A 24,048-nucleotide genomic window follows, 5' to 3' on the forward strand; every position below is an offset into this window, starting at 1 on the left:
CCACCGGACGACCGCGGACCATCGAGGAGCCCACGCACCATGGCGAACCGCCAGCAGCCCAGCCCCATGCCGATCCACAAGTACGGCCGTTACGAGCAGGTCGACCTCCCCGACCGCACCTGGCCCGAGAAGCGGATCACCACTGCCCCCCGCTGGCTCTCCACCGACCTGCGCGACGGCAACCAGTCCCTGATCGACCCCATGTCGCCCGCCCGCAAGCGCGCGATGTTCGACCTGCTGGTCGCGATGGGCTACAAGGAGATCGAGGTCGGCTTCCCGGCCTCCGGCCAGACCGACTTCGACTTCGTGCGCTCCATCATCGAGGACCCGGACGCCATCCCCGAGGACGTGACGATCTCCGTCCTGACCCAGGCCCGTGAGGACCTGATCGAGCGGACGGTCGAGTCCCTGAAGGGCGCCCACCGCGCCACCGTGCACCTGTACAACGCGACCGCGCCGGTCTTCCGCCGGGTCGTCTTCCGCGGCTCCAGGGACGAGATCAAGCAGATCGCCGTCGACGGCACCCGGCTGGTCGTGGAGTACGCGGAGAAGCTGCTGGGCCCCGAGACGCACTTCGGCTACCAGTACAGCCCCGAGATCTTCACCGACACCGAGCTGGACTTCGCGCTGGAGGTCTGCGAGGCGGTGATGGACGTCCACCAGCCGGGTCCGGGCCGCGAGATCATCCTCAACCTGCCCGCGACGGTGGAGCGTTCCACGCCGTCCACGCACGCCGACCGCTTCGAGTGGATGGGCCGCAACCTGTCCCGCCGCGAGTACGTCTGCCTCTCCATCCACCCGCACAACGACCGCGGTACGGCCGTGGCCGCCGCCGAGCTGTCCCTGATGGCCGGCGCCGACCGCGTCGAGGGCTGTCTGTTCGGGCAGGGCGAGCGCACCGGCAACGTCGACCTGGTCACCCTGGGCATGAACCTGTTCTCCCAGGGCGTCGACCCGCAGATCGACTTCTCCGACATCGACGAGATCCGTCGTACGTGGGAGTACTGCAACCAGATGGAGGTCCACCCGCGCCACCCGTACGTGGGCGACCTGGTCTACACGTCCTTCTCCGGCTCCCACCAGGACGCCATCAAGAAGGGCTTCGACGCCATGGAGGCCGACGCGAAGGCCAGGGGCGTCACCGTCGACGACATCGAGTGGGCGGTGCCGTACCTGCCCATCGACCCCAAGGACGTCGGCCGTTCCTACGAGGCCGTCATCCGCGTCAACTCGCAGTCCGGCAAGGGCGGCATCGCCTACGTCCTGAAGAACGACCACAAGCTGGACCTGCCCCGCCGGATGCAGATCGAGTTCTCGAAGATCATCCAGGCGAAGACGGACGCGGAGGGCGGCGAGGTCACACCGGCCGACATCTGGTCGGTGTTCCAGGACGAGTACCTGCCCAACCCGGAGAACCCCTGGGGCCGCGTCCAGGTCAAGAACGGCCAGTCCACCACCGACCGGGACGGCGTCGACACGCTCACCGTCGAGGCCGCCGTCGACGGCGTCGACACCGTGCTGACCGGCACGGGCAACGGCCCGATCTCGGCGTTCTTCGAGGCGCTGCAGTCCCTCGGCATCGACGTACGCCTGCTCGACTACCAGGAGCACACGATGAGCGAGGGCGCCCTGGCGCAGGCCGCCTCGTACATCGAGTGCGCCGTCGGCGACAAGGTGCTGTGGGGCATCGGAATCGACGCCAACACCACCCGCGCCTCGCTGAAGGCGGTCGTCTCGGCCGTCAACCGGGCGGCCCGCTGAACAGCCGCTTCGAGGGTCCCGACGGCCCCGCCCGCCACTTCCGGCGGGCGGGGCCCGTCGTTTACCGGCCAAATCCCGTGGAGATCACGGAAAGGTCTCGCCCGGGGTGCTGACTCGGCCTCACCGATGTGGCTAACATCACGGGGGCGCGGCGATGAGGCCGGGGCGATGTGGAGGTGCGACGTGCTGCCAGGACGGGGACCCGACGGCCGTGCCGCTGTGGCCAGACTTTCGCGCCTGCTGGGTACCCGGACCGCGTGGACGGCCGTGGGCGACGGCGAGTTCTTCTGCCCCGGCTGCGGCGGCGACCGCAACTACCAGCGGCTGACAGGACAGCGCCGCTTCGCCCTCCTCGGCGTGCCCGTAGTGCCCCGCGGCACGACCGGCCCGGTCGTCGAATGCGCCGCCTGCCGCCGCCACTTCGGCACCGACGTCCTGGACCACCCCACCACCACCCGCTTCTCCGCGATGCTCCGCGACGCCGTGCACACCGTCGCCCTCGCGGTCCTGGCCGCGGGCGGCACCCGCGCGCGCGCCTCCCTGGAGACCGCCGTGACCGTCGTCCGCGCGGCCGGCGTCGACGACTGCACCCAGGACCGGCTGGCGGCCCTCGTCGAGGCGCTGGCCGCCGACACCGGCCGCTTCACCGGCGAGCCCTGCGCGGCGGGCCTCGCCATCGAACTGCACGAGGCCCTCGACCCGCTGGCCCCGCACCTCGCCGCCCCCGGCCGTGAGTCGATCTTCCTCCAGGGTGCCCGCATCGCCCTCGCCGACGGCCCCTACACCCCCGCCGAGCGCGACACCCTGGCCACCGTCGGCGCCGCCCTCACCATCTGCGCGACGGACGTGACCCGCCTGCTGACGGTGGCCCGGACGCCGTCCTGACCGCGCCCCGACCGCCCTGGCCGGGCCCGGCTCAGTGGAGGCCGGTGAGCCCGAGGTGCATGACCAGGCGGTCCTGACCGGGGCCGAAGTAGTCCCGGCGCAGCCCGGCGTCGGGGTGCTCGAGGCGAAAACCCAGGGACCGGTAGAGCAGGATGGCCGCGCGGTTGGCGGGTTCCACCGTCAGCCGGACCTGTTCGATGCCGCTCCCGCGCAGCCGCGCCAGGACCTCCATCATCAGCTCCCGGCCCAGTCCGTGACGGCGGCGCTCCTCGGCCACGCACAGGCCGAGGACCCAGCTCTCCCGGTTGAGCGCCGTGGTCGCGGCCAGGACGTAGCCGCGCAGGCGTCCCCCGCCCTCGTCGAGGACCAGGAGATGCTCGGCGTACATGTCGTAGAGCTGGCGGAACAGGAACGCGGGGTACGCGACCTCCTGGAAGACCGCCTCGTCGAGCCGCCGGAGCTCGGGCAGGTCGGATTCCTGTGCCGTCCGCAGGACCAGAGGCCGCGGATCGGGGAACGGGCCGGGTTCTCCCAGGAACCGGCGGCGGTCCAGGGCGTGCTCCAGCGGTTCGGCGGTCATGCCACCCCCAGTCGGGACGTGCGGAACGTTCGGACGCGTGGACATGCGGACGGCAGGCGAACGCGCAGCCGTCAACACCGGCAGCCCTGCGGAGGCTCACCCCTGAGAGTGAGGGCCCCGGTGGCGGCCGGTTACTTCAACTCGTTACAGTGAGCGCCCAACTGGCTACGAGCAAGGGTGAGTTGCTTTTTGCCGGCGAAGTGCTGACGTGCGCCTGCCGTGCGCCTCTTCGTCCGGGGCTGGCCGGATTCCCGGCTCTCCTGGTGTTCTGCACCGGTTTACCGTGCGAGTACCGGCAGACTCTGCTCCACCTGCCGACGTCCGCGAGGACAGGCGTGCGAAGTGCAGGGTTTTGTCCGGCACCGACGGGACAGGGAACACGACAGGGTGATGATGGATCGCAACGCCGACGCGCCGTGGGCGCAGTTCGATCCCGAGGTCTACGTCGACCTCAACTACCGCACTCCGCTCGAAGTCGATCTGCTGATCGTGCGGTTGATGCGCGATTACTTCGGCAGGTGCTTCGCCGGCGGGGTCCCGGACCCGATGCGGGGTGTCGACGTCGGCGCGGGCGCGAACCTCTATCCGGGCCTGGCCATGCTCCCGTGGTGCGAGAAGATCGTCCTGCTCGAGTACGCGCAGCCGAACGTCGAGTACCTGGAGCGGCAGACGTCCCCCAAGGGCTACGACGAGGCCTGGGACGCGTTCTGGAACGAGCTGAGCGAGGCTCCCGCGTACGCCGCCGTCGAACCGAAGGGCCGGTTCGGCGAGATCGTCCGCGTGGAGCGGGCCAACCTGCTCGACCTCGACGGGCAGCGGCGCTGGGACATCGGCACGATGTTCTTCGTCGCGGACTCGATGTCCGAGTGCCCCGACGAATTCCGGCGGGGCGTACGGTGCTTCATGGACGCGCTGACCGAAGGAGCCCCCTTCGCCGCCGCGTTCATGAAGGAGTCGGTCGGCTACCAGGTCGGTGAACACCGTTATCCGGCCTACCGGGTGAACGAGGACCGGGTCCGGGAGAGCCTGGAGCCCTTCACCTCCGAGCTGGTGATTCACGATCTGCACCACATGGTGCGGGCGGGCCACGAGGGAATCATTCTGGCCCTGGGACGGCGCAATTCGGAGATTGCCGTCCCCTAGGAGCGGGGACCATGTCTCCACACAGGGCAACCAGATCTGTACGAGGGGTGCGGGGATGCAGATCAAGCCACGGCAGCATCTGCTGGACATCTGGCAGGCCGCGGCCCGCCATTCGTTCGACGCCGGAAAGCTCGTCTGGGGGGACACCGACGGGCTGAGCTCCGTCGCGGACGCCGAGCGGCTGCTCTGCCTGCTGTATCCCGCCACCGAGGTCCCCGCGTTCCGCCTCGACCAACCGGACACCACCGAGCGGGACGTCCTGCGCGCCCTGGAGCGGGTCGGCAGCAGGCTGGAGATCCCGCCCAACCTGATCACCGTCCTGTCCCAGTTCATGCGCACCCACACCGGACCGGACGACAGCCCCACCTTCTCCGGCGGGCACTACTTCAGGCCGGCCGATCCGAAGCAGGAACTCACGCACGAACAAGCCCAGCTGGGCGTCGTCGACGCCTATTCCATGTCCGTCACGCTGTGCCTGGCCACCCTGGGATTCCTCAAGGTCTACGAGGAGAACACCACCCGGCCCGAGGTGCGCAGGTCGCTCGGTGAGCTGAGGGACGCCACCAACGCCAGGCTGACCGCGGCGATGGTCAGCCTGCTGCGCTCCTTCACCGTGAACGTCTTCGACGCCGAGTCCGAGCAGGGCCGGCGTCTGATCCAGGTCATCGGACAGAACAAACAGTCCGACCGGGCCGTGCTCCAGCAGTTCTCCCGCCGGTTCCGCCCGCTGCGCGCCACGATCATCGAAAGCCTCAGCCGCGGTATCGAGGTCGACGAGAGCATCAGGGACGAGAGCCAGCTCTTCGAGTGCGGCTGGGCCTGGGGCGTGGTGAAGGACGCGCCGGCCGTCGTCGACCTGGACGTCCCGGTCAACGGCCAGCCCGACGGCATCGCCGACCGGCTGCCCTACGTGTACTTCACCGTCGTCGCCCTGGACGGCATCCAGGACCTGTTCTCCGAGCGCACCCTCACCCTGGGACTGCTCGACGCCGACCAGCAGAAGCTCGCCGAGGCGTTACGCCTGCGCTGGGAACTCAGCCAGCAGTACTGGTCGGCCATCGCCCGCTTCGGCACCGAGCGCTGGCCCCTGGAGGACCTCCCCTGGCAGACCACCGGGCTGCGGCTGGAGTCGGAGTACTTCTCCCTCACCGTGGCGGCCATCCTCGTCCACGACCTGATCCGCCGCAGGGCGACCGACGACGACCTCACCCGCACCGTCGCCATCATGGAACGCCTCGCCGACCGAGGCCGCGTCACCAGCCGGATGACCAGGGACGACCCCGCCGTCGGGCTGCACCACCCGGGGGTCACCATGCCGCTCGCCGGGTCCGAGCGGTCCGGTGCACCGCTGGAGTGGCGGATGACGGACTTCTCCGCGCAGCTGCTCAAACGGATCATCCAGCTCGCGGCACTCTCCCGGAACATCGAGGCGCAGGACCGTCTGATCCGCCTGGGCGAGCAGGCGTTCGAGCACCTGTGGAACCGGCGGATCGAGGACGGCGACGGAGCCGGCCTCTGGGACAACGCGGCAGCCGTCTTCCCGGGCGCGGCCGTCGGCCGGCGCCTCTCCTGGAGCATCACCGAGCGCATCACCGAGTGCCTGGTCGCCGCCCGCGGCCTGTACGAGCAGGAGCCCATCCGCAGCCCCGAACTCGCCGAGCTGGCCCGCGAACTGCTCAGCGAGGCCACCCACCTGTTCGGCAAGGAGCAGCTGGAGGCCTCCGCCACCGTCGACGGCGGCCGGGGCCGGGCCATGCGGAGCATCGAGAACCGTCTGGACCACGCCCGCGACCTGGTCGACGAGCGGCCCGCCACCGCGTTCGCGCTCGCCCTGCCGGTGCTCCGGGAGCTCGACACCCTGGCCCAGGCCCGCGGTGCCGCCGCAGAGGAGATGTGAGCCGTGCTCGTCTTCGCCGCCTCCGACAAGGGAGGCACGGGCCGCTCGGTCACCAGCGCCAACCTGGCCTATCAGCGCGCCCTCACCGGTGACCACGTGGCGTACGTGGACTTCGACTTCGGCTCGCCCACGGCCGCCGCCGTCTTCGACGTACCGGGCGCGATGCGCGGCGTCGCGGAACGGGGCCTGCACTCCTACCTGGAGGGCGAGGTCGCGGAACCGGCCAGGATCGACGTCTGGCGGCAGACCGAGCACCCCCTGCTGCACGCCCGGCCGAACCAGTCCGGCCGCCTGGCCCTGTTCCCCGGCGACGCCGGCGGCGGCGAGTTCGTCACCGGCGAGGAGACCCTCGACCGGTGCGTCGACCTCCTGCTCCGGCTGAACGGCGAGTTCGACCTGACCGTGGTGGACCTCAGCGCCGGCCGCAGCTACGCCGTGGACATGGTCCTGGCGGCCACCGCCCACCCCCGGATGCGGTACGTGCCCTTCCGCTGGCTCGTCTTCCACCGCTGGACCCGGCAGCACGTGATCGCCGCCGCCGGGCTGGTCCACAAGGAACACGGCATCATCAGGGGCGGCGTCGACCGCGGGCACGACGAGGAGGCCCTGCGGGGCGCCGTCCGGTTCGTACGGGCCGCCGTGCCCGACCCCGACTCGCCGATGTGGGCCCAGAGGTCTCTCGCCCAGATCGCCTGGATGGATTCCTGCGACGAGGCCCTGCGCCGGCTGGCCTCGGACCACCTCGTCGGCGACAGCGTGGTCCTCGGCGCCGTACCGCTGGAACCCGTCCTGCAGTGGCGCGAGCAGCTGATCACCGAAGAGGACGTGTTCTCCACCCAGATCGCCAACAAGGAGACGCTCGAGGCGCTGGAGGAGATCGCGCGACGCCTGACCGACGACTCCTGCTGGGGGCGGCCATGACGGACGCGGTGTTCCGCGAGACCACCGCCGAACCGCGCACCCAGGCGGTGCCGCTGTCCCACCTCTCCCTGGAGCTGGGCCACCTCTACATGGAGGACTTCGAGGCCGGTCCGCGGCACCTGCGGCGGCACTTCGCGCAGGTACGGCCCTGGGCGGACGCGGCGCGGGCCGCGGCGGCCGCGCAGACGGGCGGCAAACGCCCCCGGATCAGCACCTGCTTCCTCGTCGACGACTACTTCACCCGGTTCTCCAGCCCCGCCGAACTCGTCCCGCTGCTGCTGGCGGAGGCGGACCGGGCCGGGCTGGCCGTCGACTACCTGGCCCGCGAGTCGGGCTGCGCCGTCGCCGGCAAGACACCGGTCGCGGAGGCGGTGGCCGACCGCCTCGTCGAGGAGCCACCGCCCGGCAGCTACGGCCTGCGCCCGCCGGCCGCACAGACCGGCTGGCTGGCCAACGGCGGGCGCAGCCCCGCCGCGCGTGCCCCGCAGGCGATGAAGAGGGCCGCCGCCTGGCAGCCGCCCAAGGAGACCGCGGCCCGCCGCCACTCCGTCTTCCTCGACGTCGAACTCTGGAGCGAGGCACCCGACGGACAGCGCACCTGGTCCTGCCCCTTCCTCGCCGCGGTGTGGCAGCTCGCCCGCCTCGGCCTGCTGCGCACCGGGGGCGAGGCCGTCCTGACGCCCCGGCCGCACACCGCCGACGGGTTCCCCGAGGACTGGGACGAACTGCCCCCGCTGATCCGGCTCAACCCCCGGGCGGACCCGTTCGCCGCCTACCGCACCTGCTCGGTGGTGCCCAACCGGTTCCTGCCCGTCGAGCACGCCGTCCGCGTCGTCCTCGACCAGACCGAGGTGGACCCCGAGGCCCTGAGCCAGGTCGCCCGCCGGTCCGCCGGCGAGAAGGTGACCGTCCCCGACCCGGTCGCCGACCGCGTCTCCTACGTCTTCTACGCGGGGCCGTGACATGGGGCCGGCGACGACCGCCCCGCGTGTCGTGCTCGCCTGCGGCGAGGTCCGCACCTCACTGCTGCCGGTCCTGCAGGCCCTCGACAGCCGGGCCGCCGCCCAGTTCCTCGCACTGCGCGCCGACGAACGCGTCCTGCTCTCCGAACGCCCCAACCTCTACGGGCGCTCGCCCGACATCCTGACCGGCGTCGACTGCCCCCTGCCCAGCGCCGACGGCGCCCGGGTCCGCGCCGTCGGCACGGTCGTCGCACGGGCCGTCCTCACCGAGGGGCGCCTGCTGCAGGCCTCCGCGTACTTCAGGGTGCCCGCCGGCGGTCCCGACCACCGGCGGCCGTGGGGCCAGTACCTGGTACGGCCCGGGGTGGTCGAGCCGTTCGGGAAGCTGCCCCGCGGGGCGGTGGCCGAGGGCGTGCTCAACGGAGGGCGGCACGGCGATCTGGACGTCGGCCTGATCGCGGACGGGCTGCACACCCGGCTGCTGCGCCATCCCCTGCTCGACCACCGGCCGCCCCTGAGGTCCCGCCCCACCCGGCTCCGCTGGGTGGCCCTGCCCGCGGACCCGGGCGCCGGCCCCTCGATCGAACGGTTCACCCTCGCCGAGGACGAGCTGCGCACCGTCCGGCTCCGGGTGCCCGAGGGCACCCCCGGCGACAGGATCGCCGGGCTCTGCGACGACCTCGCCCTGCACGACTGGCTGCTCACCACCGTGGTCCGCATCCTCGACGGCATCCGGCTGGGCGCGGGCGCCGGCGGGGCGCCGCCCGCCCGGCGGCTGCAGCGGCCGGGAACGGGAGAGGAGCATCCCGCCGTGGTCCGGGCGCTGCGGCCGGCCGTCGACCATCTGCTGCATCTGTGGATGCCCCGGGCCCGGGTCGCGCAGGACCTGGCCCCGCTCTGGGACGCGCTGGAGGAACGGCCCGGCTTCTCCCGGCAGTGGCACAACCTCGTGCAGCGCGTCCGTGACCAGCTGACCCTGCACGCGATCCCCTCCCCCCACCGGGAGGGGGCCATGGGGCCCTGACCGGGCACCGGTCAACCGCCGGACCCCGCCCCACGCACATGTGCGCACCCCGATCCGACGTGTATCCCAACGGGGGGAGAGCGAGATGAGCACGGCACCATCACCCGAGTCCGAGGGCACCCGGCCCGACCCCGGCCCGCCGGTCCCCGCACAGGCGGGCCCGCCGGGCGAACCGGGCGGCACGGCGTCACCCCCTCCGGCCGCCGCACCGGACGTGGCGAGCGTGCCGGACGAGCCCCCCGATCCGGACCCGTGGACGCGTCGGCTGTGGGCGGCGCCGGTCCTCGGCCTCCTCGTCTGGGGCGTCGCCGCGCTGCTGGCCCCGGACGCCGGTGCGGCCAGGCAGCTCGCCGCCGCCGCACTCTGCGCCGGCGGTGCCGCGGCCCTCCAGTACCTCCTCGCCCCGCCCCGCGGGGCGGGGGAGCAAAACCGGCGGGCGGAGCGCGCACTGGCCGAGACCGCCACCACCGTGCGCCACACCGTGCGAGACGGCCTCCAGCGGTACGACGACGACCTGCGGACCGGTCTCGCCCGGCACGCGGAGGACCTGCGGACCGGTCTCGCCCGGCACAGCGAGGACATGAAGCACCTGGTCGAGAGCCGTTTCGCCCAACTGGACCGGCCCCCGCAGCCCTACCCGCCGCTGGACCGGGTCCGTATGGACGGCCTGCCCGAACTGGCCCAGCGCTTCGCCGACGTCCTGGCGCCCGGATCCCCGCTCCTCTACTCGTTCGTCCGGCTGGAGATGCAGCGGGTGATCGGGCACATGTCGGCGCTCACCCGGCTGAGCGTGGAGAGCCACGGGGAGAACCACGACTGGATGCTCACCCTCACCCACGTCGCGGAGCAGTCCATCTGCGCCATCAGTACGTCCGTCGACCGGGAGTTCTGGAACAGCGAACCGGCCGGCCGCTACCTCGACGCGCAGAAGCAGGCGATCGAGGAGCACGGGGTGCCCGTACGGCGCCTGTTCCTGCTGGAGAGCGCCCGCGAACTCGACGACCGGCTGCTGCGGCTGTGCGACGAGCAGGAGGCACTGCGCATCGAGGTGCGTGTGGCGGTGCTGCCCGAACTGCCGCCGCACATCCAGCGCGGCCACGCCAACGACTTCATCGTCTACGACGAGGAAGTGTCCTTCGAGATCGAGCAGGACCTGCGCGACGTCAACGTCAGGACCCGGCTCATCGCCCACCCCGACCATGTCCAGGACCAGATGAAGCGTTTCTGGAAGCTCTGGGAGGCGGGGATGAGCATCCGCGAACTGGAGGTGCGGGTCGACGACGAGGAGGACGGCACCTGGATGGTCGACCGCACCTGAACCGCCGTACGGGGCGGGTGCCGCGCACTCCCGCGCGCCTTGGCCCACCTCGCGTCAGAGGGCGTGCTGCAGCCAGCGCTGGATCGTGCTGTTGATGTTGCCGGGCAGGGCGCTGAGCCGGTCGATGGCCTCGCGGTCCTCGGGCAGCGGCGGGATACCGGCGGCGGTCAGGGCCGCGTGGAGCTCCAGCCGCCGCCGGTCCTGCGGGTCGATGGCGACGTCCAGCCGAGCCGGCGGGTGCGGCGGCGCGATCGGGAAGTCGCCGTAGGCGCTCCCGTCGAAGGCGTACGGGTCGACGTAGGTGTGGTGGGGGGCGTACTCGTACGAGGTGGCGGTCACGTCGGTCTCCAAAGAATCGCGGTCCTACCTCACAGGAGACCGTCCCGGAGCCCGCCACAGCTGTAGCCCCGCCGAAGCGTCATGCCAACGGCGTCATCGCCGGGTCATCCTCCGATCGGACCAACCGCCTAGCATTAAAGCGGGAGTTGAGAGGAACCCGGCGCAGGAGGGAGCCGCGTATTCGCACGCTTCCCTCCGTCTACCCACCAAGGCGTGAAACCTCACGCAACCGTACAACCACCCGGCGTCCGCACGGGTTGTACACCCGCACCACACGGACGAAGTCCGTGCAGGCCGCCGCCCCGACGACCAGGACGGGGCGCGCCCCCGCAGGGAGGGGCGGCATCTGCGACAGCACCGTGCGCCGCCGCGTCACGGCCGCGGTGTGGCCGGGCCGGCGGGCCGTGACCGCCGGCCCGCCCGCGGAAGCGCGCGGCACCGTCTCGTGCGGTGCCACCCCGTACGCGGGTCCTGTGGCGTCCTCGAGGACCTGGGTCCGGTCCGGGCGTCCCTTGGTCGGTTCCCCGATGCACCCGTCGGCGGCCGACGGGTTGCCTGCCGGGAACATCGCCCGCGCGGACTCCCGCGTTTGCAGGAGTCAGGGAACACCGCCGGTGCGTACTCGCGGTTTCCCCTCGCCGGTCGCTCCGGTCCGGCTGCGGGTGAAAAGTACTCCGTGTGCGTCTGGTCCTCGACGGGCTTGCGCCGCATCCGCTCGGGAATGCCGTCGGTTCGCAGCGTGCTGTCGATCCGCTGGGCCACGTCCCGCGGGGGTTTGCGAACTGCCTGTTCGAATTGCCCGATGCGGCCGCCCGGCACGAACACCCCCGTCCCCGGCTCCACCTGTGTGAACCCCTGCTCCTCCCGGCGTCACTCCGGTTCCGCTCCGGAGGAATCCCGTGCCGTCAGGCGTGAACCGTTGGCCATTGTCGATCCCTTTCCCCGCCCCTTTGCGCGGCCCTTTCCTTGTGGAGCGAAAACCTCTTCCGAGTGTAGGTTCCGGCAGGCACCTCAAGGAGCGTGAGCGTGAAAGCCGAAAAGGAGGGGAGCAGGGTGAAGGAACGGCACTCGGCGCTCTGCGTCGAAGAAGCGGAGGGCGTGGTGAAAGAATTGCGGGCGTTACTCGCGAAAACCGGAATTGTTCTGCCGTCACCGGGGCCGGACCCGGTGGGTCTTGCGCGGGAGGCGCCCCGCCCGCTCGCCGAGCGGGGGCGGTGCTCCGTGGGGACCGCGCGGCGGCTCGCGGTCGTGACGGCCGTGGCGGCGCGATGAAGCCGCCGGTCGGTGTATGCGCCGTGGACACCCGGACCGAGCGGATCGGCATCGTGATGGGACACGAGGGGCCCTACATCCAGCTGAGACCGTACGGCGGGGGCCGGGAGTGGGACGCCGAGCCGGTCGCGGTGCGGCAGGCGACCCCCGCCGAGCGGCAGCGCGCGGCGACCGCGTACGCCAACGCGCGCAGCCGGGGGGAGCTGACCTGACGCCGGACCCGGGGCCCGCCGGCTTCGCGCGTACGCGAGAATGGGCGCATGAGCCTGTTCCGCGACGACGGCATCGTGCTGCGCACCCAGAAGCTGGGGGAAGCGGACCGGATCATCACGCTGCTCACCCGCGGTCACGGGCGCGTACGCGCCGTGGCGAGGGGCGTGCGCCGCACGAAGTCCAAGTTCGGCGCACGCCTCGAACCGTTCTCCCATGTGGACGTGCAGTTCTTCTCCAAGAACAGCGAGTTGATCGGGCGCGGCCTCCCGCTGTGCACACAGAGCGAGACGATCGCGCCGTACGGCGGCGGGATCGTCACCGACTACGCCCGCTACACCGCCGGAACGGCCATGCTGGAGACCGCCGAGCGGTTCACCGACCACGAGGGCGAGCCGGCCGTCCAGCAGTACCTGCTGCTCGTCGGCGCCCTGCGGACCCTCGCCCGCGGCGAGCACACACCGCACCTCGTCCTCGACGCGTTCCTGCTGCGCTCCCTCGCCGTCAACGGCTACGCCCCGAGCTTCGGCGACTGCGCGAAGTGCGGGATGCCCGGACCGAACCGGTTCTTCTCGGTCGCCTCCGGCGGGACCGTCTGCGCCGACTGCCGGGTGCCCGGCAGCGTCGTACCCTCGCCGCAGGCCCTGGACCACCTCGGTGCGCTGCTCACGGGAGACTGGGAGGCGGCGGACGCGTCCGAGGCGCGGTACGTCCGGGAGGGCAGCGGGCTGGTGTCCGCATACCTGCACTGGCACCTGGAGCGCGGGCTGCGCTCCCTGCGGTACGTCGAGAAATAAGCACGACACGTCGGTACGAGGAGACGAGAAGCACATGGCCGTACGCGGGTTCCTGGGGCGTCAGCGCCGGGAGTACAGGACGCCGGTACCGCACCCCTCCGGCGCGCGGCCCCCGAAGTTCCCGGGCGAGCTGGTCCCCAAGCACGTGGCGATCGTGATGGACGGCAACGGACGCTGGGCCAAGGAGCGGGGCCTGCCGCGCACCGAGGGGCACAAGGTCGGCGCCGAGCGGGTGCTGGACGTGCTCCAGGGCGGGATCGAGATGGGCGTCGGCGCCATCTCGCTGTACGCCTTCTCCACCGAGAACTGGAAGCGCTCACCGGACGAGGTGCGCTTCCTGATGAACTTCAACCGCGACTTCATCCGCAAGTCCCGTGACGAGCTCGACGAGCTGGGCGTGCGGGTGCGCTGGGTGGGCCGGATGCCCAAGCTGTGGAAGTCGGTCGCCAAGGAACTCCAGATCGCCCAGGAGCAGACCAAGGACAACGACCGGCTGACGCTGTACTTCTGCATGAACTACGGCGGGCGGGCGGAGATCGCCGACGCGGCGCAGGCGCTGGCCGAGGACGTGAAGGCGGGGCGTCTCGACCCGTCGAAGATCAACGAGAAGACACTGCAGCACTACATGTACTACCCGGACATGCCGGACGTGGACCTGTTCCTGCGGCCCAGCGGCGAGCAGCGCACGTCCAACTACCTGCTGTGGCAGAGCGCCTACGCCGAGATGGTCTTCCAGGACGTCCTGTGGCCGGACTTCGACCGCCGGGACCTGTGGCGCGCGTGCCTGGAGTTCGCCTCCCGCGACCGCCGCTTCGGCGGGGCGATCCCGAACGAGGAACTGCTCGCCATGGAGGGCAGGCAGGAACAGTAGGGGAAGGCGTGGGTACGGCGAAGGGGCGCGGAGATCACCTCCGCGCCCCTTCCCGTGTCCGGGTTCTCAGGTGCCGTCCGCCGCCGCCGCGCACTCCGCGCAGGTGCCGAAGATCTCCACGGTGTGGGCCACGTTGACGTAGCCGTGCTCGGCGGCGATGGCCTCCGCCCAGGTCTCCACGGCCGGGCCCTCGACCTCGACCGCCTTGCCGCAGCTGCGGCAGACCAGGTGGTGGTGATGGTCGCCGGTGGAGCAGCGGCGGTAGACGGACTCGCCGTCGGCGGTGCGCAGGACGTCCACCTCGCCGGCGTCGGCGAGGGACTGCAGGGTGCGGTAGACCGTGGTGAGCCCGACCGAGTCGCCCTTGTGCTTGAGCATGTCGTGCAGCTCCTGCGCGCTGCGGAACTCGTCGACGTCCTGGAGCGCAGCCGCCACAGCGGCCCGCTGCCTGGTGGCGCGGCCCTTCACGGGCGGTCCAGCGGTGGTCACCGGTGTCCTCCTCACACGTCTGCCTCTGCCCTGCCGCGGCCATTGTGCCAGGCCGGGCGGAGACGGGTCAGACGCCGACGTCGCCGGGCGGCTTCCGGCCGGCCGGAACGGCGCACTCCGCGGGGTCCGGGGTGGGCCGAGCGGCGGCCAGGGCACGGGCGCGGCGGCGGGCCAGCGGTGCGGCCAGCACGGTCAGCACGATGAACGCGGCGATCGTCAGCAGCACGATCGTCGCCCCGGGCGGCACGTCCTGGTAGTACGAGGTGACCGTGCCGCCGATGGTCACGCTCACGCCGATCGCGACGGCGATGGCGAAGGTGGCGGCGAAACTGCGGCTGAGCGCCTGGGCGGCGGCGACGGGCACCACCATGAGCGCGCTCACCAGGAGCAGGCCGACCACGCGCATCGCGACGGTGACGGTGACCGCCGCCGTGATCGCGGTGAGCAGGTTCAACCACCGCACCGGCAGGCCCGTGACCCGCGCGAACTCCTCGTCCTGGCTGACCGCGAACAACTGGCGGCGCAGACCGACGGTGACCAGCACCACGAACGCGGCCAGGAGGCAGATCGCCGTCACGTCGGACTCGGAGACCGTCGACAGGGAGCCGAACAGGTACGAGGTGAGGTTCGCGTTGGAACCGGTCGGGGCGAGGTTGATGAACATCACGCCGCCCGCCATACCGCCGTAGAACAGCATCGCGAGGGCGATGTCGCCGCGGGCCTTGCCGTACCAGCGGATCAGCTCCATCAGGACGGCGCCGACGACGGACACCAGGGTCGCCATCCACACCGGCGACCAGGAGAGCAGGAAGCCGAGGCCGACGCCGGTCATCGCGACGTGCCCGATGCCGTCGCCCATGAGGGCCTGGCGGCGCTGGACGAGGTAGATGCCGACCGCGGGGGCGGTGATGCCGACCAGGACGGCCGCCAGCAGCGCCCGCTGCATGAAGGCGTAGTTCAGGAGGTCCATCAGCAATCAGCTCAGCAGTCCCGTGCGGATCGGTTCGACGCCCGCCGGTGCGTGCGGGTGTACGTGGTCGTGGCCGGGCAGGGCGTGCTGGCCGACCGCCTCCGGGGGCGGGCCGTCGTGCGTCACGCAGCCGTCGCGCAGGACGACCGCCCGGTCGATCAGGGGTTCCAGCGGACCCAGCTCGTGCAGGACCAGCAGGACGGTGGCACCCTGGGCGACCTGGTGGCGCAGGATCGTCGCGAGCACCTCCTGGCTGGCCAGGTCGACGCCCGCCATCGGCTCGTCCAGGATCAGCAGCTCGGGTTCGGCGGCGAGCGCGCGGGCGATCAGCACCCGCTGGTGCTGGCCGCCGGAGAGCGCGTCCACGGAGTCCTTCGCCCGGTCCGCCATGCCGACCAGCTCCAGCGCGTGCCGTACGGCCTCGCGGTCGGTCCTGCGGAACACGCCGAAGCGGGTACGGGAGAGCCGGCCGGAGGAGACCACTTCGGTCAGCGTGGCGGGCACGCCGCCCGCGGCCGTGGTGCGCTGCGGGACGTACCCCACCCGCGCCCAGTCGCGGAAGCGGCGCCGCGGGGTGCCGAACAGCTCGATCGTGCCGGCGGTGACCGGCACCTGGCCGATGACGCTGCGCACGGCCGTCGACTTGCCGGAGCCGTTCGCGCCGAGCAGGGCGACGACCTCACCGCGGTGCGCGGTGAGGTCGATGCCGCGGAGGACGGGGCGCGAGCCCAGCTCGGCGTGGACGCCCCGCAGGGATATGACGGGGTCGCTCTTCGTCGTCATGCTGCCGCCCTCCGGTGGGTCGTCGGTCGGTGGTCGGCCGGGCGGCCGGTCACGCGGCTCCCAGAGCCGTCCGCAGGGCCTTCAGGTTGGACTCCATGACCTCGAAGTAGTCGTCGCCGCGGGAGGTGTCGGTGATGCCCTCGAGCGGGTCGAGGACGTCCGTCTTCAGCCCGGCGTCGGCCGCGACCGTCTTCGCGGTGTCGTCGCTCACCAGTGTCTCGTAGAACACGGTGGTCACGCCGTCGGCCTTGGCCGTCTCGGCGAGCTCCTTCACGCGGGCGGCGCTGGGCTCGGCCTCGGGGCTGAGACCGTTGATGGCCTCCTGGGTCAGGCCGTAGCGCTCGGCGAGGTAGCCGAAGGCCGAGTGGGTGGTGATGAAGACGTCGGACGTGCGGCCCTTCAGGCCCGTCTCGAACGTGGTGTCCAGCTCGTTCAGCCTGCCGACCAGGGCCTCGGTGTTCTTCTTGTAGTCGGCGGCGTGGTCGGGGTCGGCCTTCTCGAAGGCCTTGCCGACGCCCTCGGCGACCTCGGCGTACTTGACCGGGTCGAGCCAGACGTGGGGGTCCTCGCCGCCCTCGGTCGCGTGGCTGTGGCCTTCTTCCTCGCCCGCGTGCTCGTCGCCGTGTTCGTCCTCGTGGCCGTGCTCGTCCTCGTGACTGTGTTCGTCGGCGTGTTCGTCCTCGTGGCCGTGCTCGTCCTCGTGGGCGCCGGCCTCGGTGCCGTGCGTCTCCAGGGTGGTCAGGGTGGCCGCGTCGATCTTCGTCTTCACACCGGACTGGGCGACGGCCTCGTCGACGGTGGGCTGCAGGCCCTTGAGGTAGAGCGCCGCGTCGGTCTCCTCGAGCTGCGCGGTCTGCTTGGCGCTGATCTCCAGGTCGTGCGGTTCCTGGCCGGGCTGGGTCAGGCTGGTGACGTTCACATGGTCGCCGCCGATCTGCTCGGCGAGGAACGCCATCGGGTAGAAGGAGGCGACGACGTCGAACTTCCCGGTGTCGCCCGCGGCGGCGCTGTCGGAGGAGCAGGCGGACAGCGTGCCCATGGCGAGTGCGGTGACCGCGGTCACCGCTGCGGCGGGTATGAGGCGTCGTCGTACGTTCATGACTCCCATTTTCAACAAATATGGAAACCGTTGTCAACAAACTGGACGAGAGACGCCGGGCACAGCGGGCGGGGCCCCGAATTGGTCGGGGGGCAGGCCCCGCCGGTAGCCTGAGCCCTTCGCTGGAAGCAATCTCGCTTCGTCGCCCGTCGTCGTAATGAAGAGAGCACCGTGGCCGCCGACAAGATCGACACCATCGTCAGCCTGAGCAAGCGCCGAGGCTTCGTATTCCCCTGCAGTGAGATCTACGGCGGCCAGCGTGCCGCCTGGGACTACGGGCCGTTGGGTGTCGAGCTCAAGGAGAACCTCAAGCGCCAGTGGTGGCGCTACATGGTGACGTCGCGTGAGGACGTCGTGGGTATCGACTCGTCGGTGATCCTGGCCCCCGAGGTGTGGGTCGCCTCCGGTCACGTCGCCACCTTCTCGGACCCGCTCACCGAATGCACCGCCTGCCACAAGCGGTTCCGCGCGGACCACCTGGAAGAGGCGTACGAGGAGAAGAAGGGCCGCGCCCCGGAGAACGGCCTCGCCGACATCAACTGCCCCAACTGCGGCAACAAGGGCCAGTTCACCGAGCCCAAGCAGTTCTCGGGCCTGCTCTCCACCCACCTCGGCCCCACGCAGGACTCCGGCTCCGTCGCCTACCTGCGCCCCGAGACCGCCCAGGGCATCTTCACCAACTTCGGCCAGGTGCAGACCACTTCGCGCCGCAAGCCGCCCTTCGGGATCGCCCAGATGGGCAAGTCCTTCCGCAACGAGATCACGCCCGGCAACTTCATCTTCCGGACCCGCGAGTTCGAGCAGATGGAGATGGAGTTCTTCGTCAAGCCGGGCGAGGACGAGACGTGGCAGGAGTACTGGATGCAGCAGCGCTGGAACTGGTACACCGGCCTCGGCATGCGCGAGGAGAACATGCGGTGGTACGAGCACCCGAAGGAGAAGCTCTCCCACTACTCCAAGCGCACCGCCGACATCGAGTACCGCTTCCAGTTCGGCGGCAGCGAGTGGGGTGAGCTCGAGGGCGTCGCCAACCGCACCGACTACGACCTCGGCGCCCACTCCAAGGCCTCCGGCCAGGACCTCTCCTACTTCGACCAGGAGGCCGGCGAGCGCTGGACCCCGTACGTCATCGAGCCGGCGGCCGGTGTCGGCCGGGCGATGCTCGCCTTCCTGCTCGACGCGTACATCGAGGACGAGGCGCCCAACGCCAAGGGCAAGCTGGAGAAGCGCACCGTGCTGCGCCTCGACCCGCGCCTGGCCCCGGTGAAGGTCGCGGTGCTCCCGCTCTCCCGCAACCCGGAGCTGTCGCCGAAGGCCAAGGGCCTCGCCCAGGCGCTGCGGCAGAACTGGAACATCGAGTTCGACGACGCCGGCGCCATCGGCCGCCGCTACCGCCGCCAGGACGAGATCGGTACGCCGTTCTGCGTCACGGTCGACTTCGACACGCTCGAGGACAACGCGGTGACGGTGCGCGAGCGCGACACCATGAAGCAGGAGCGGATCTCCCTCGACCAGATCGAGGGCTACCTGGCGAGCCGCCTGGTCGGCTGCTGACGACCGACGGGGCCCGGCGCCGCCGGACTCCCCCGAACCGCCCCGGGCAGCGCTTCCCGCGCCGCCCGGGGCGGTTCTACGTCCCCGCGGGGTCCACCGTCGCCTGGTGGGCCCGGGCCAGGTGCTCCTGCGCCTTCAGCCAGGGCAGGAACCGGGCGCGTACGCGCCAGTCACAGGTCCCGCACCTGAGGGTGCGCCGCACACCGGTGCGCCGGACCCGTACGACGTGTTCCCGCCCGTGCTGGTCCCAGCGGCTGACTTTGCTCGTGTCGATCTGGGGCATGACGCAGAGTGTGCAGCAAGAGCAACATCAACGGGGGCTCGACGCAGGGGAATTCGGTGGCGGTCCGACCCCCGGCGCCGTGCGCGAACGCCACGCGTGGCTACGCGCCCGCTCCGGCCGTCTCGTGGATCTCCCCCGACTCCAGCCGCTCGGCCGTCCGCCGCGCGGTCGCCCGTGCCCAGGGGCCCGAGGTCGCCGCGCCCACCACCAGCACCGCGAGTCCGCACGCGGTGAGGATCCACCAGGCGGGCCGCGAGGCCGCCACGAAACTCTCCGCGTACGACGAGGAGCCCACCCCGGCCGCCAGCACCGCGCCGACCACCGCGACGCCGAGCGTCTGGCCCAGCTGCCGGCTGGTGGAGGCCACCGCCGAGGCCACCCCGGCCTGGGCGCGGGGCATGCCGGAGACGGCGGTGTTGGTGATGGGCGCGTTGACGAAGCCGAAGCCGACGCCGAACAGGACGTACCCGGCGGCCAGCGTGGCGTCGGACGTCTCGGCCCCGAAGAGGGCGAAGAGGAGCCCGGCCGCCGTCATCGCGCCGCCCGCGACCAGCAGCGGCAGCCGTGGCCCCCGGCTGCCGACCAGCCGGCCGGAGAGCGGGGCGCACAGGAACGTCGGGAGAGCCATGGGGAGCATCCACAGCCCGGCCTCCAGGGCGCTCAGCCCCCGTACGTTCTGCAGGTGGAGCGTCGACAGGAACAGGAACCCGCCGAGCGCGGCGAACGCGCTCACCGCGATCACCGTGGCCCCGCTGAACGGCGCCGAGCGGAAGAAACGCAGGTCGATGAGGGGTTCGTGGCGCCGTGACTCGTACACCAGCAGGGCCGTCAGGGACGCGAGCGCGACGGCGGCGAAGGGTGCCGTGGCGGAGAGCGGCGCGTGCGGCGCCTCGATGATCGCGTACGTCAGCGAGCCGAACAGGGCGATGACCAGCAGCTGGCCCACCGGGTCGGCGCGGCGGGCCTTCGGCGCCCGCGACTCCGGGACGAAGCGCAGGGTGAGCACCAGGGCGGCGAGGCCCACGGGCAGGTTGATCCAGAAGATGGAGCGCCAGCCGACGGAGTCCACCAGCAGACCCCCGATCAACGGCCCCGCCGCCATCGAGAGGCCGACGACCGCGCCCCACGCGCCGATCGCGCGGGCGCGTTCGCGCGGGTCGGCGAAGGTGTGGGTGATGATCGACATGGCGACCGGGTTGAGCATCGAACCGCCCACCGCCTGCACCATGCGGAAGACGACCAGCGCGTCCAGGTCCGGGGCGAGCGAGCACAGCAGCGAGCCGAGGGTGAAGACGACCAGGCCGGCCGTGAAGACCCGCCTGCGGCCGATCCGGTCCGCCGTGGAGCCGGCGAGCATCAGCAGGGACGCCAGGACGAGCGTGTACGCGTCGATGGTCCACTGCAGGCCCGGGGTGCTGGCGTCCAGGTCCCTCTGGAGCGACGGCAGGGCGACGTTCAGGACGGTGTTGTCCAGGCTCACGAGGAGCAGGCTCATGCAGCAGATCGCGAGCACGAGCAGACGTCGGCGCGGAGTGAGCTCGGACATGGCCACTATCGTACGCGCGGTTCGATAGTACGGTTAACTAATGGTCGTTACATGATGCCGCCCGGGGCTCCCCGGGCGGCACCCCGGGCAGTGCTCGGCATGCGGGACAATGGGGGAATGTCCACGCCCCCCTCCACCCCGAACCCGGCCCCGGGCGCGCGCGACCAGGCGACGGGCCGCGACCTGGCGATCGGCCCGTACGCGGTCCGGCCGCCCGTCGTGCTGGCCCCCATGGCCGGGATCACCAACGCGCCCTTCCGCACCCTCTGCAGGGAATTCAGTGGCGGCAAGGGGCTGTTCGTCAGCGAGATGATCACCACCCGGGCGCTGGTCGAACGCAACGAGAAGACCATGCAGCTGATCACGTTCGACGCGAGCGAGACGCCGCGCTCGATCCAGCTGTACGGCGTCGACCCGGTGACCGTCGGCAAGGCCGTCCGCATGATCGTCGAGGAGGACCTCGCCGACCACATCGACCTCAACTTCGGCTGCCCGGTACCGAAGGTGACCCGCAAGGGCGGCGGCTCGGCCCTGCCCTACAAGCGGAACCTGCTGCGCTCCATCCTGCGCGAGGCGGTCGCCGGCGCCGGGGACCTGCCGGTCACGATCAAGATGCGCAAGGGCATCGACGACGACCACCTGACCTACCTGGACGCCGGCCGCATCGCCGTCGAGGAGGGGGTGAGCGCCGTCGCCCTGCACGGCCGCACCACCGCCCAGCACTACGGCGGCACCGCCGACTGGGACGCCGTCGCCCGGCTCAAGGAGCACGTGCCGGAGATCCCCGTGCTCGGCAACGGCGACATCTGGTCCGCCGACGACGCCCTGCGGATGGTCCGGGAGACCGGCTGCGACGGGGTCGTGGTGGGACGCGGCTGCCTGGGGCGGCCGTGGCTGTTCGCCGACCTGGTCGCGTCCTTCGAGGGCCGCCGCGACCTGTACCGGCCCACACTGCGCGAGGTCGCCGACGTCATGGTCCGGCACGCCGCCCTGCTCGGTGAGTGGATCGGCGACGAGGCCCGCGGCGTGATCGACTTCCGCAAGCACGTCGCCTGGTACCTGAAGGGCTTCGCGGTCGGCTCCGAGATGCGCAAACGGCTCGCCATCACGTCCTCCCTGGAGACCCTGCGGGCCGGGCTGGACGAGCTGGACCTGGACCAGCCCTGGCCGGCCGGTGCGGACGGCCCCCGCGGCCGTACGTCCGGCAACAACCGGGTGGCGCTGCCGGACGGCTGGCTGAAGGACCCGTACGCGTGCGCGGGCGTCGGCGAGGACGCCGAACTGGACACGTCGGGCGGCTGAGCGGGCCCGTCCCCGGGTTTCAGCCTCCGGCGGGGTGCGGGACGGAGCCGTAGGCCTCCAGGAAGCGGTCGCGGAACGCGTCCATCCGCCACACGGGTGCGTCCTGGTCCGGCCTCAGCCCCTCGGTCCAGTTCCAGTCGGCGATCTCGTCCAGCGCCTTCGGGTCCTTGGCGACGATCGTCACCGGCACGTCCCGGCTCGCCCTCGGACCGCTGACCCGGGCGATGGGCTGGTGGTCGCCGAGGAAGACGAGGACGGTGTCCTCGGTGCCGTAGCGCTCCAGCCACTGAATGAGGGCGGTCACCGAGTACTCGACCGACCTGCCGTACTCCCGACGGGACTTGGTGGCGTCCGACATGAGGCTGCCGGGGTCCTTCCCCGCCTTCTGGACGGGCCCGAAGACGGAGCCGTCGCCGAGTTCGTCCCAGCCGACCATCTCGGGCAGGGGCGCCCAGGGCTGATGGCTGGAGGTCAGGATGACCTCCGCCATCAGGTTCTTGCCCTCCTCGCGCTCCCTGCCGTGCTCCAGGCGCTGGAACGCCTCGAGCGTGTACTGGTCGGGCATCGTCGACCAGCTGAACTTCGGGCCCCGGTAGCCCAGCCGGAAGGCGTTGTAGACCTTGTCGAGGCCGAACCACTTCGCCTCGGGCCAGCCCTTCTGCACGCCCGGCACGATGCCGACGGTGTCCCAGGCGCCGGACCTGCCGAACGCCTTGGTGAGGGTGAGGCGGTCGCTCGCGGTGGCGGTGCGGTAGCGCTGCTGGTTGTCGATCCACAGGCCGGACAGTGCCGTCGAGTGGCCCAGCCAGCTGCTGCCGCCGAACGTCGACGACGTCAGCCAGCCGCTGCGCGCCTCGAACCCCGCCCCGGTGAGCGACTCGGTGCCGGCGTCCAGGGTGCCGGTGACGCCGGGGGCGATCACCGGGTCCTCCAGGGCGGTCCGGCCGTAGCTCTCGATGAACGCGATGACGACGTCCTTGCCGCGCAGGTCGGGCAGGAGCTGGTCGGCGGGCGTGCCCGCGAACGGGTCCGAGCGTGCCACCTTCTCGAACGCCGCCTCGTCGCGCAGCGTGTCCCGCACCCGCTTGCCCTGAACCTTCAGCGCGGCCGCGGCCCGGTCGGAGGCGACCGGCACACCGGACACCTGCAGGCCGAGGGCGGTACAGGTGATCCACACCGTGCCCGCGACCAGCGCGCCCCGGGTGGCCCGCGTACGGTGCCGGGCCAGCAGGCCGCTCAGCCGGACCGCGGCGAGCGCCATCACGACCACCAGGAGCAGGACCAGGACGACCGCGCCGACGGCGGCGGCCGTGGCGGCGGCACCGCCCATCGAGTCCTCCACGTAGTGCTCCGCGTCGTCCAGCAGCCCCCAGTCGAGCACCACGTTGAAGCTCCGGCCCAGGTACTCGTTGAACCCGATGTCCAGCAGGTTCAGCACGGTCAGCACGGCGATGCCGGCCCCGTACAGCGCGGCCGCGACGATCCGCGGCCGGCGCGGCAGGGCGAGGAGCAGGACGGCCCCGACGATCGCCTCGGCCGGAATCCGGGTGAACCGGCTGGGCCGCAGGGCACCGGCGGTGTTCGGCAGCAGGAGCGCGCCGACGATCAGCGCGGCGGCGAGTCCGTGCAGGGCCCAGCGGGCGGCGCGCGCGGCACGGGGGTGCCGCGCGCGCAGGCGGGCGCAGCGGGAGCGGAGGGCGTGCAGGGCGTGCGGGGTGCGGCGGGTGAGCTTCTTCGAGGGCGCTTCCCCCCGCTGTTCCGCCGCGTCTTCCGGGCCCCCCGTCTCTTCTGCCTCTTCTGCCTCCGCTGTCTCTACCGCCGGGTGCGGGCGCTCTTCCTCCTGTCGGTTCTCCTCGGTCGTCCGTGTCGGTCGGCGCAGGCGTGTGAAGACAGGCACCCGGAGGTCCTTCCGTGCAAAACCCGGTGGGGTGGCGGACCCGGCGTGGGGGTCCGGATCCGCCGTAGTTCCGTACGGGCGCACCGGCCGGCGTGTTCAGCGCGGCGGGAGGTACGTTCGGCACACAGGAGGGGCGAAGGCCGGG

General features: G+C 71.6%; 24 protein-coding genes. 14 read left to right on the forward strand and 10 right to left on the reverse strand.

What is annotated here, in order from left to right; all coding sequences use genetic code 11:
- Positions 1 to 39 precede the first annotated feature (39 nt).
- Both leuA and ORI94_RS18440 read left to right on the forward strand, forming a co-directional pair.
- The gene (gene leuA / locus ORI94_RS18435; RefSeq protein WP_266076809.1) at positions 40 to 1,761 is read left to right on the forward strand and encodes a 2-isopropylmalate synthase; all 1,722 of its coding nucleotides are present in this window, start codon (positions 40 to 42) and stop codon (positions 1,759 to 1,761) included.
- Between the two features lie 183 nt (positions 1,762 to 1,944).
- Positions 1,945 to 2,646, forward strand: a complete 702-nt coding sequence (locus ORI94_RS18440) for a TerB family tellurite resistance protein (protein WP_266076812.1) — start codon at positions 1,945 to 1,947, stop codon at positions 2,644 to 2,646.
- 31 nt (positions 2,647 to 2,677) lie between these two features.
- On the opposite strand, the gene ORI94_RS18445 is transcribed toward ORI94_RS18440, so the two are convergent.
- The gene (locus ORI94_RS18445) at positions 2,678 to 3,226 is read right to left on the reverse strand and encodes a GNAT family N-acetyltransferase (protein ID WP_266076816.1); all 549 of its coding nucleotides are present in this window, start codon (positions 3,224 to 3,226) and stop codon (positions 2,678 to 2,680) included.
- Positions 3,227 to 3,616: 390 nt separating this feature from the next.
- On the opposite strand from ORI94_RS18445, the gene ORI94_RS18450 reads away from it, so the two are divergent.
- The 6 genes from ORI94_RS18450 to ORI94_RS18475 all read left to right on the forward strand — a co-directional run bounded on the left by ORI94_RS18450 (position 3,617) and on the right by ORI94_RS18475 (position 10,491).
- Complete coding sequence (locus ORI94_RS18450; RefSeq protein ID WP_266076818.1) at positions 3,617 to 4,369, forward strand: SCO2525 family SAM-dependent methyltransferase; 753 nt, start codon at positions 3,617 to 3,619, stop codon at positions 4,367 to 4,369.
- 55 nt (positions 4,370 to 4,424) lie between these two features.
- A complete protein-coding gene (locus ORI94_RS18455; RefSeq protein WP_266076820.1) occupies positions 4,425 to 6,266 on the forward strand; it encodes an SCO2524 family protein in 1,842 nt (613 codons plus the stop codon).
- Between the two features lie 3 nt (positions 6,267 to 6,269).
- Entirely contained in the window at positions 6,270 to 7,187 is a 918-nt protein-coding gene (locus ORI94_RS18460) for an SCO2523 family variant P-loop protein (RefSeq protein ID WP_266076824.1), read from the forward strand.
- Positions 7,184 to 8,149, forward strand: a complete 966-nt coding sequence (locus tag ORI94_RS18465; protein WP_266076827.1) for an SCO2522 family protein — start codon at positions 7,184 to 7,186, stop codon at positions 8,147 to 8,149. Before ORI94_RS18460 ends, ORI94_RS18465 begins: the two co-directional genes overlap by 4 nt.
- 1 nt (position 8,150) lies before the next feature.
- A complete protein-coding gene (locus ORI94_RS18470; protein WP_266076830.1) occupies positions 8,151 to 9,173 on the forward strand; it encodes an SCO2521 family protein in 1,023 nt (340 codons plus the stop codon).
- An 85-nt stretch (positions 9,174 to 9,258) separates the two neighbouring features.
- On the forward strand, positions 9,259 to 10,491 hold the full coding sequence (locus ORI94_RS18475) for a hypothetical protein (protein WP_266076832.1): 1,233 nt from the start codon (positions 9,259 to 9,261) through the stop codon (positions 10,489 to 10,491).
- Positions 10,492 to 10,545: 54 nt separating this feature from the next.
- Here ORI94_RS18475 and ORI94_RS18480 read toward each other — a convergent pair whose 3' ends face one another.
- Together ORI94_RS18480 and ORI94_RS35560 are read right to left on the reverse strand one after the other, a co-directional pair.
- The gene (locus tag ORI94_RS18480; protein ID WP_266076835.1) at positions 10,546 to 10,830 is read right to left on the reverse strand and encodes a hypothetical protein; all 285 of its coding nucleotides are present in this window, start codon (positions 10,828 to 10,830) and stop codon (positions 10,546 to 10,548) included.
- A 199-nt stretch (positions 10,831 to 11,029) separates the two neighbouring features.
- Positions 11,030 to 11,425, reverse strand: a complete 396-nt coding sequence (locus ORI94_RS35560; RefSeq protein WP_416237846.1) for a Scr1 family TA system antitoxin-like transcriptional regulator — start codon at positions 11,423 to 11,425, stop codon at positions 11,030 to 11,032.
- Positions 11,426 to 11,850: 425 nt separating this feature from the next.
- Between ORI94_RS35560 and ORI94_RS18485 the strand changes: the two genes are divergently transcribed.
- Genes ORI94_RS18485 through ORI94_RS18500 form a run of 4 tightly spaced genes read left to right on the forward strand, consistent with a single transcriptional unit; the run spans position 11,851 to position 13,980 of the window.
- Positions 11,851 to 12,102: a hypothetical protein gene (locus ORI94_RS18485; RefSeq protein WP_416237840.1), complete on the forward strand. Its 252-nt coding sequence runs from the start codon at positions 11,851 to 11,853 to the stop codon at positions 12,100 to 12,102.
- Positions 12,099 to 12,314, forward strand: coding sequence for a hypothetical protein (locus ORI94_RS18490; protein ID WP_266076837.1), 216 nt, complete (start codon positions 12,099 to 12,101; stop codon positions 12,312 to 12,314). The genes ORI94_RS18485 and ORI94_RS18490 overlap by 4 nt, the downstream gene beginning before the upstream one ends.
- Before the next feature lie 48 nt (positions 12,315 to 12,362).
- Positions 12,363 to 13,109 (forward strand): DNA repair protein RecO, encoded by a 747-nt coding sequence (gene recO, locus ORI94_RS18495; RefSeq protein ID WP_266076840.1) that lies wholly within the window; start codon positions 12,363 to 12,365, stop codon positions 13,107 to 13,109.
- Positions 13,110 to 13,143: 34 nt separating this feature from the next.
- Entirely contained in the window at positions 13,144 to 13,980 is an 837-nt protein-coding gene (locus ORI94_RS18500) for an isoprenyl transferase (protein WP_266076842.1), read from the forward strand.
- 66 nt (positions 13,981 to 14,046) lie between these two features.
- Here ORI94_RS18500 and ORI94_RS18505 read toward each other — a convergent pair whose 3' ends face one another.
- From ORI94_RS18505 to ORI94_RS18520, 4 genes are all read right to left on the reverse strand, one after another.
- On the reverse strand, positions 14,047 to 14,469 hold the full coding sequence (locus ORI94_RS18505; protein ID WP_266076845.1) for a Fur family transcriptional regulator: 423 nt from the start codon (positions 14,467 to 14,469) through the stop codon (positions 14,047 to 14,049).
- A gap of 67 nt (positions 14,470 to 14,536) precedes the next feature.
- Positions 14,537 to 15,439: a metal ABC transporter permease gene (locus ORI94_RS18510; RefSeq protein ID WP_266076847.1), complete on the reverse strand. Its 903-nt coding sequence runs from the start codon at positions 15,437 to 15,439 to the stop codon at positions 14,537 to 14,539.
- A gap of 6 nt (positions 15,440 to 15,445) precedes the next feature.
- Positions 15,446 to 16,222 (reverse strand): metal ABC transporter ATP-binding protein, encoded by a 777-nt coding sequence (locus ORI94_RS18515; protein WP_266076850.1) that lies wholly within the window; start codon positions 16,220 to 16,222, stop codon positions 15,446 to 15,448.
- Positions 16,223 to 16,271: 49 nt separating this feature from the next.
- Positions 16,272 to 17,321 (reverse strand): metal ABC transporter substrate-binding protein, encoded by a 1,050-nt coding sequence (locus ORI94_RS18520; protein ID WP_266076853.1) that lies wholly within the window; start codon positions 17,319 to 17,321, stop codon positions 16,272 to 16,274.
- Positions 17,322 to 17,492: 171 nt separating this feature from the next.
- Here ORI94_RS18520 and ORI94_RS18525 point away from each other — a divergent pair, with 171 nt between their 5' ends.
- The gene (locus ORI94_RS18525; protein WP_042172135.1) at positions 17,493 to 18,875 is read left to right on the forward strand and encodes a glycine--tRNA ligase; all 1,383 of its coding nucleotides are present in this window, start codon (positions 17,493 to 17,495) and stop codon (positions 18,873 to 18,875) included.
- 76 nt (positions 18,876 to 18,951) lie between these two features.
- On the opposite strand, the gene ORI94_RS18530 is transcribed toward ORI94_RS18525, so the two are convergent.
- Together ORI94_RS18530 and ORI94_RS18535 are read right to left on the reverse strand one after the other, a co-directional pair.
- Positions 18,952 to 19,158: a hypothetical protein gene (locus ORI94_RS18530; RefSeq protein WP_266076857.1), complete on the reverse strand. Its 207-nt coding sequence runs from the start codon at positions 19,156 to 19,158 to the stop codon at positions 18,952 to 18,954.
- A gap of 100 nt (positions 19,159 to 19,258) precedes the next feature.
- Positions 19,259 to 20,704 carry an MFS transporter gene (locus ORI94_RS18535; RefSeq protein ID WP_266076859.1) on the reverse strand — a complete coding sequence of 482 codons (1,446 nt, stop codon included), beginning with the start codon at positions 20,702 to 20,704 and terminating at the stop codon, positions 19,259 to 19,261.
- Between the two features lie 99 nt (positions 20,705 to 20,803).
- Between ORI94_RS18535 and dusB the strand changes: the two genes are divergently transcribed.
- Entirely contained in the window at positions 20,804 to 22,006 is a 1,203-nt protein-coding gene (gene dusB, locus ORI94_RS18540; RefSeq protein ID WP_266076861.1) for a tRNA dihydrouridine synthase DusB, read from the forward strand.
- A gap of 19 nt (positions 22,007 to 22,025) precedes the next feature.
- Here the strand turns inward: dusB and ORI94_RS18545 are convergent, their stop codons facing one another.
- Positions 22,026 to 23,903: a CDP-alcohol phosphatidyltransferase gene (locus ORI94_RS18545; RefSeq protein ID WP_416237841.1), complete on the reverse strand. Its 1,878-nt coding sequence runs from the start codon at positions 23,901 to 23,903 to the stop codon at positions 22,026 to 22,028.
- Positions 23,904 to 24,048: the final 145 nt, after the last annotated feature.

The organism is Streptomyces sp. NEAU-W12 (assembly GCF_026242095.1).
Classification (GTDB): domain Bacteria; phylum Actinomycetota; class Actinomycetes; order Streptomycetales; family Streptomycetaceae; genus Streptomyces.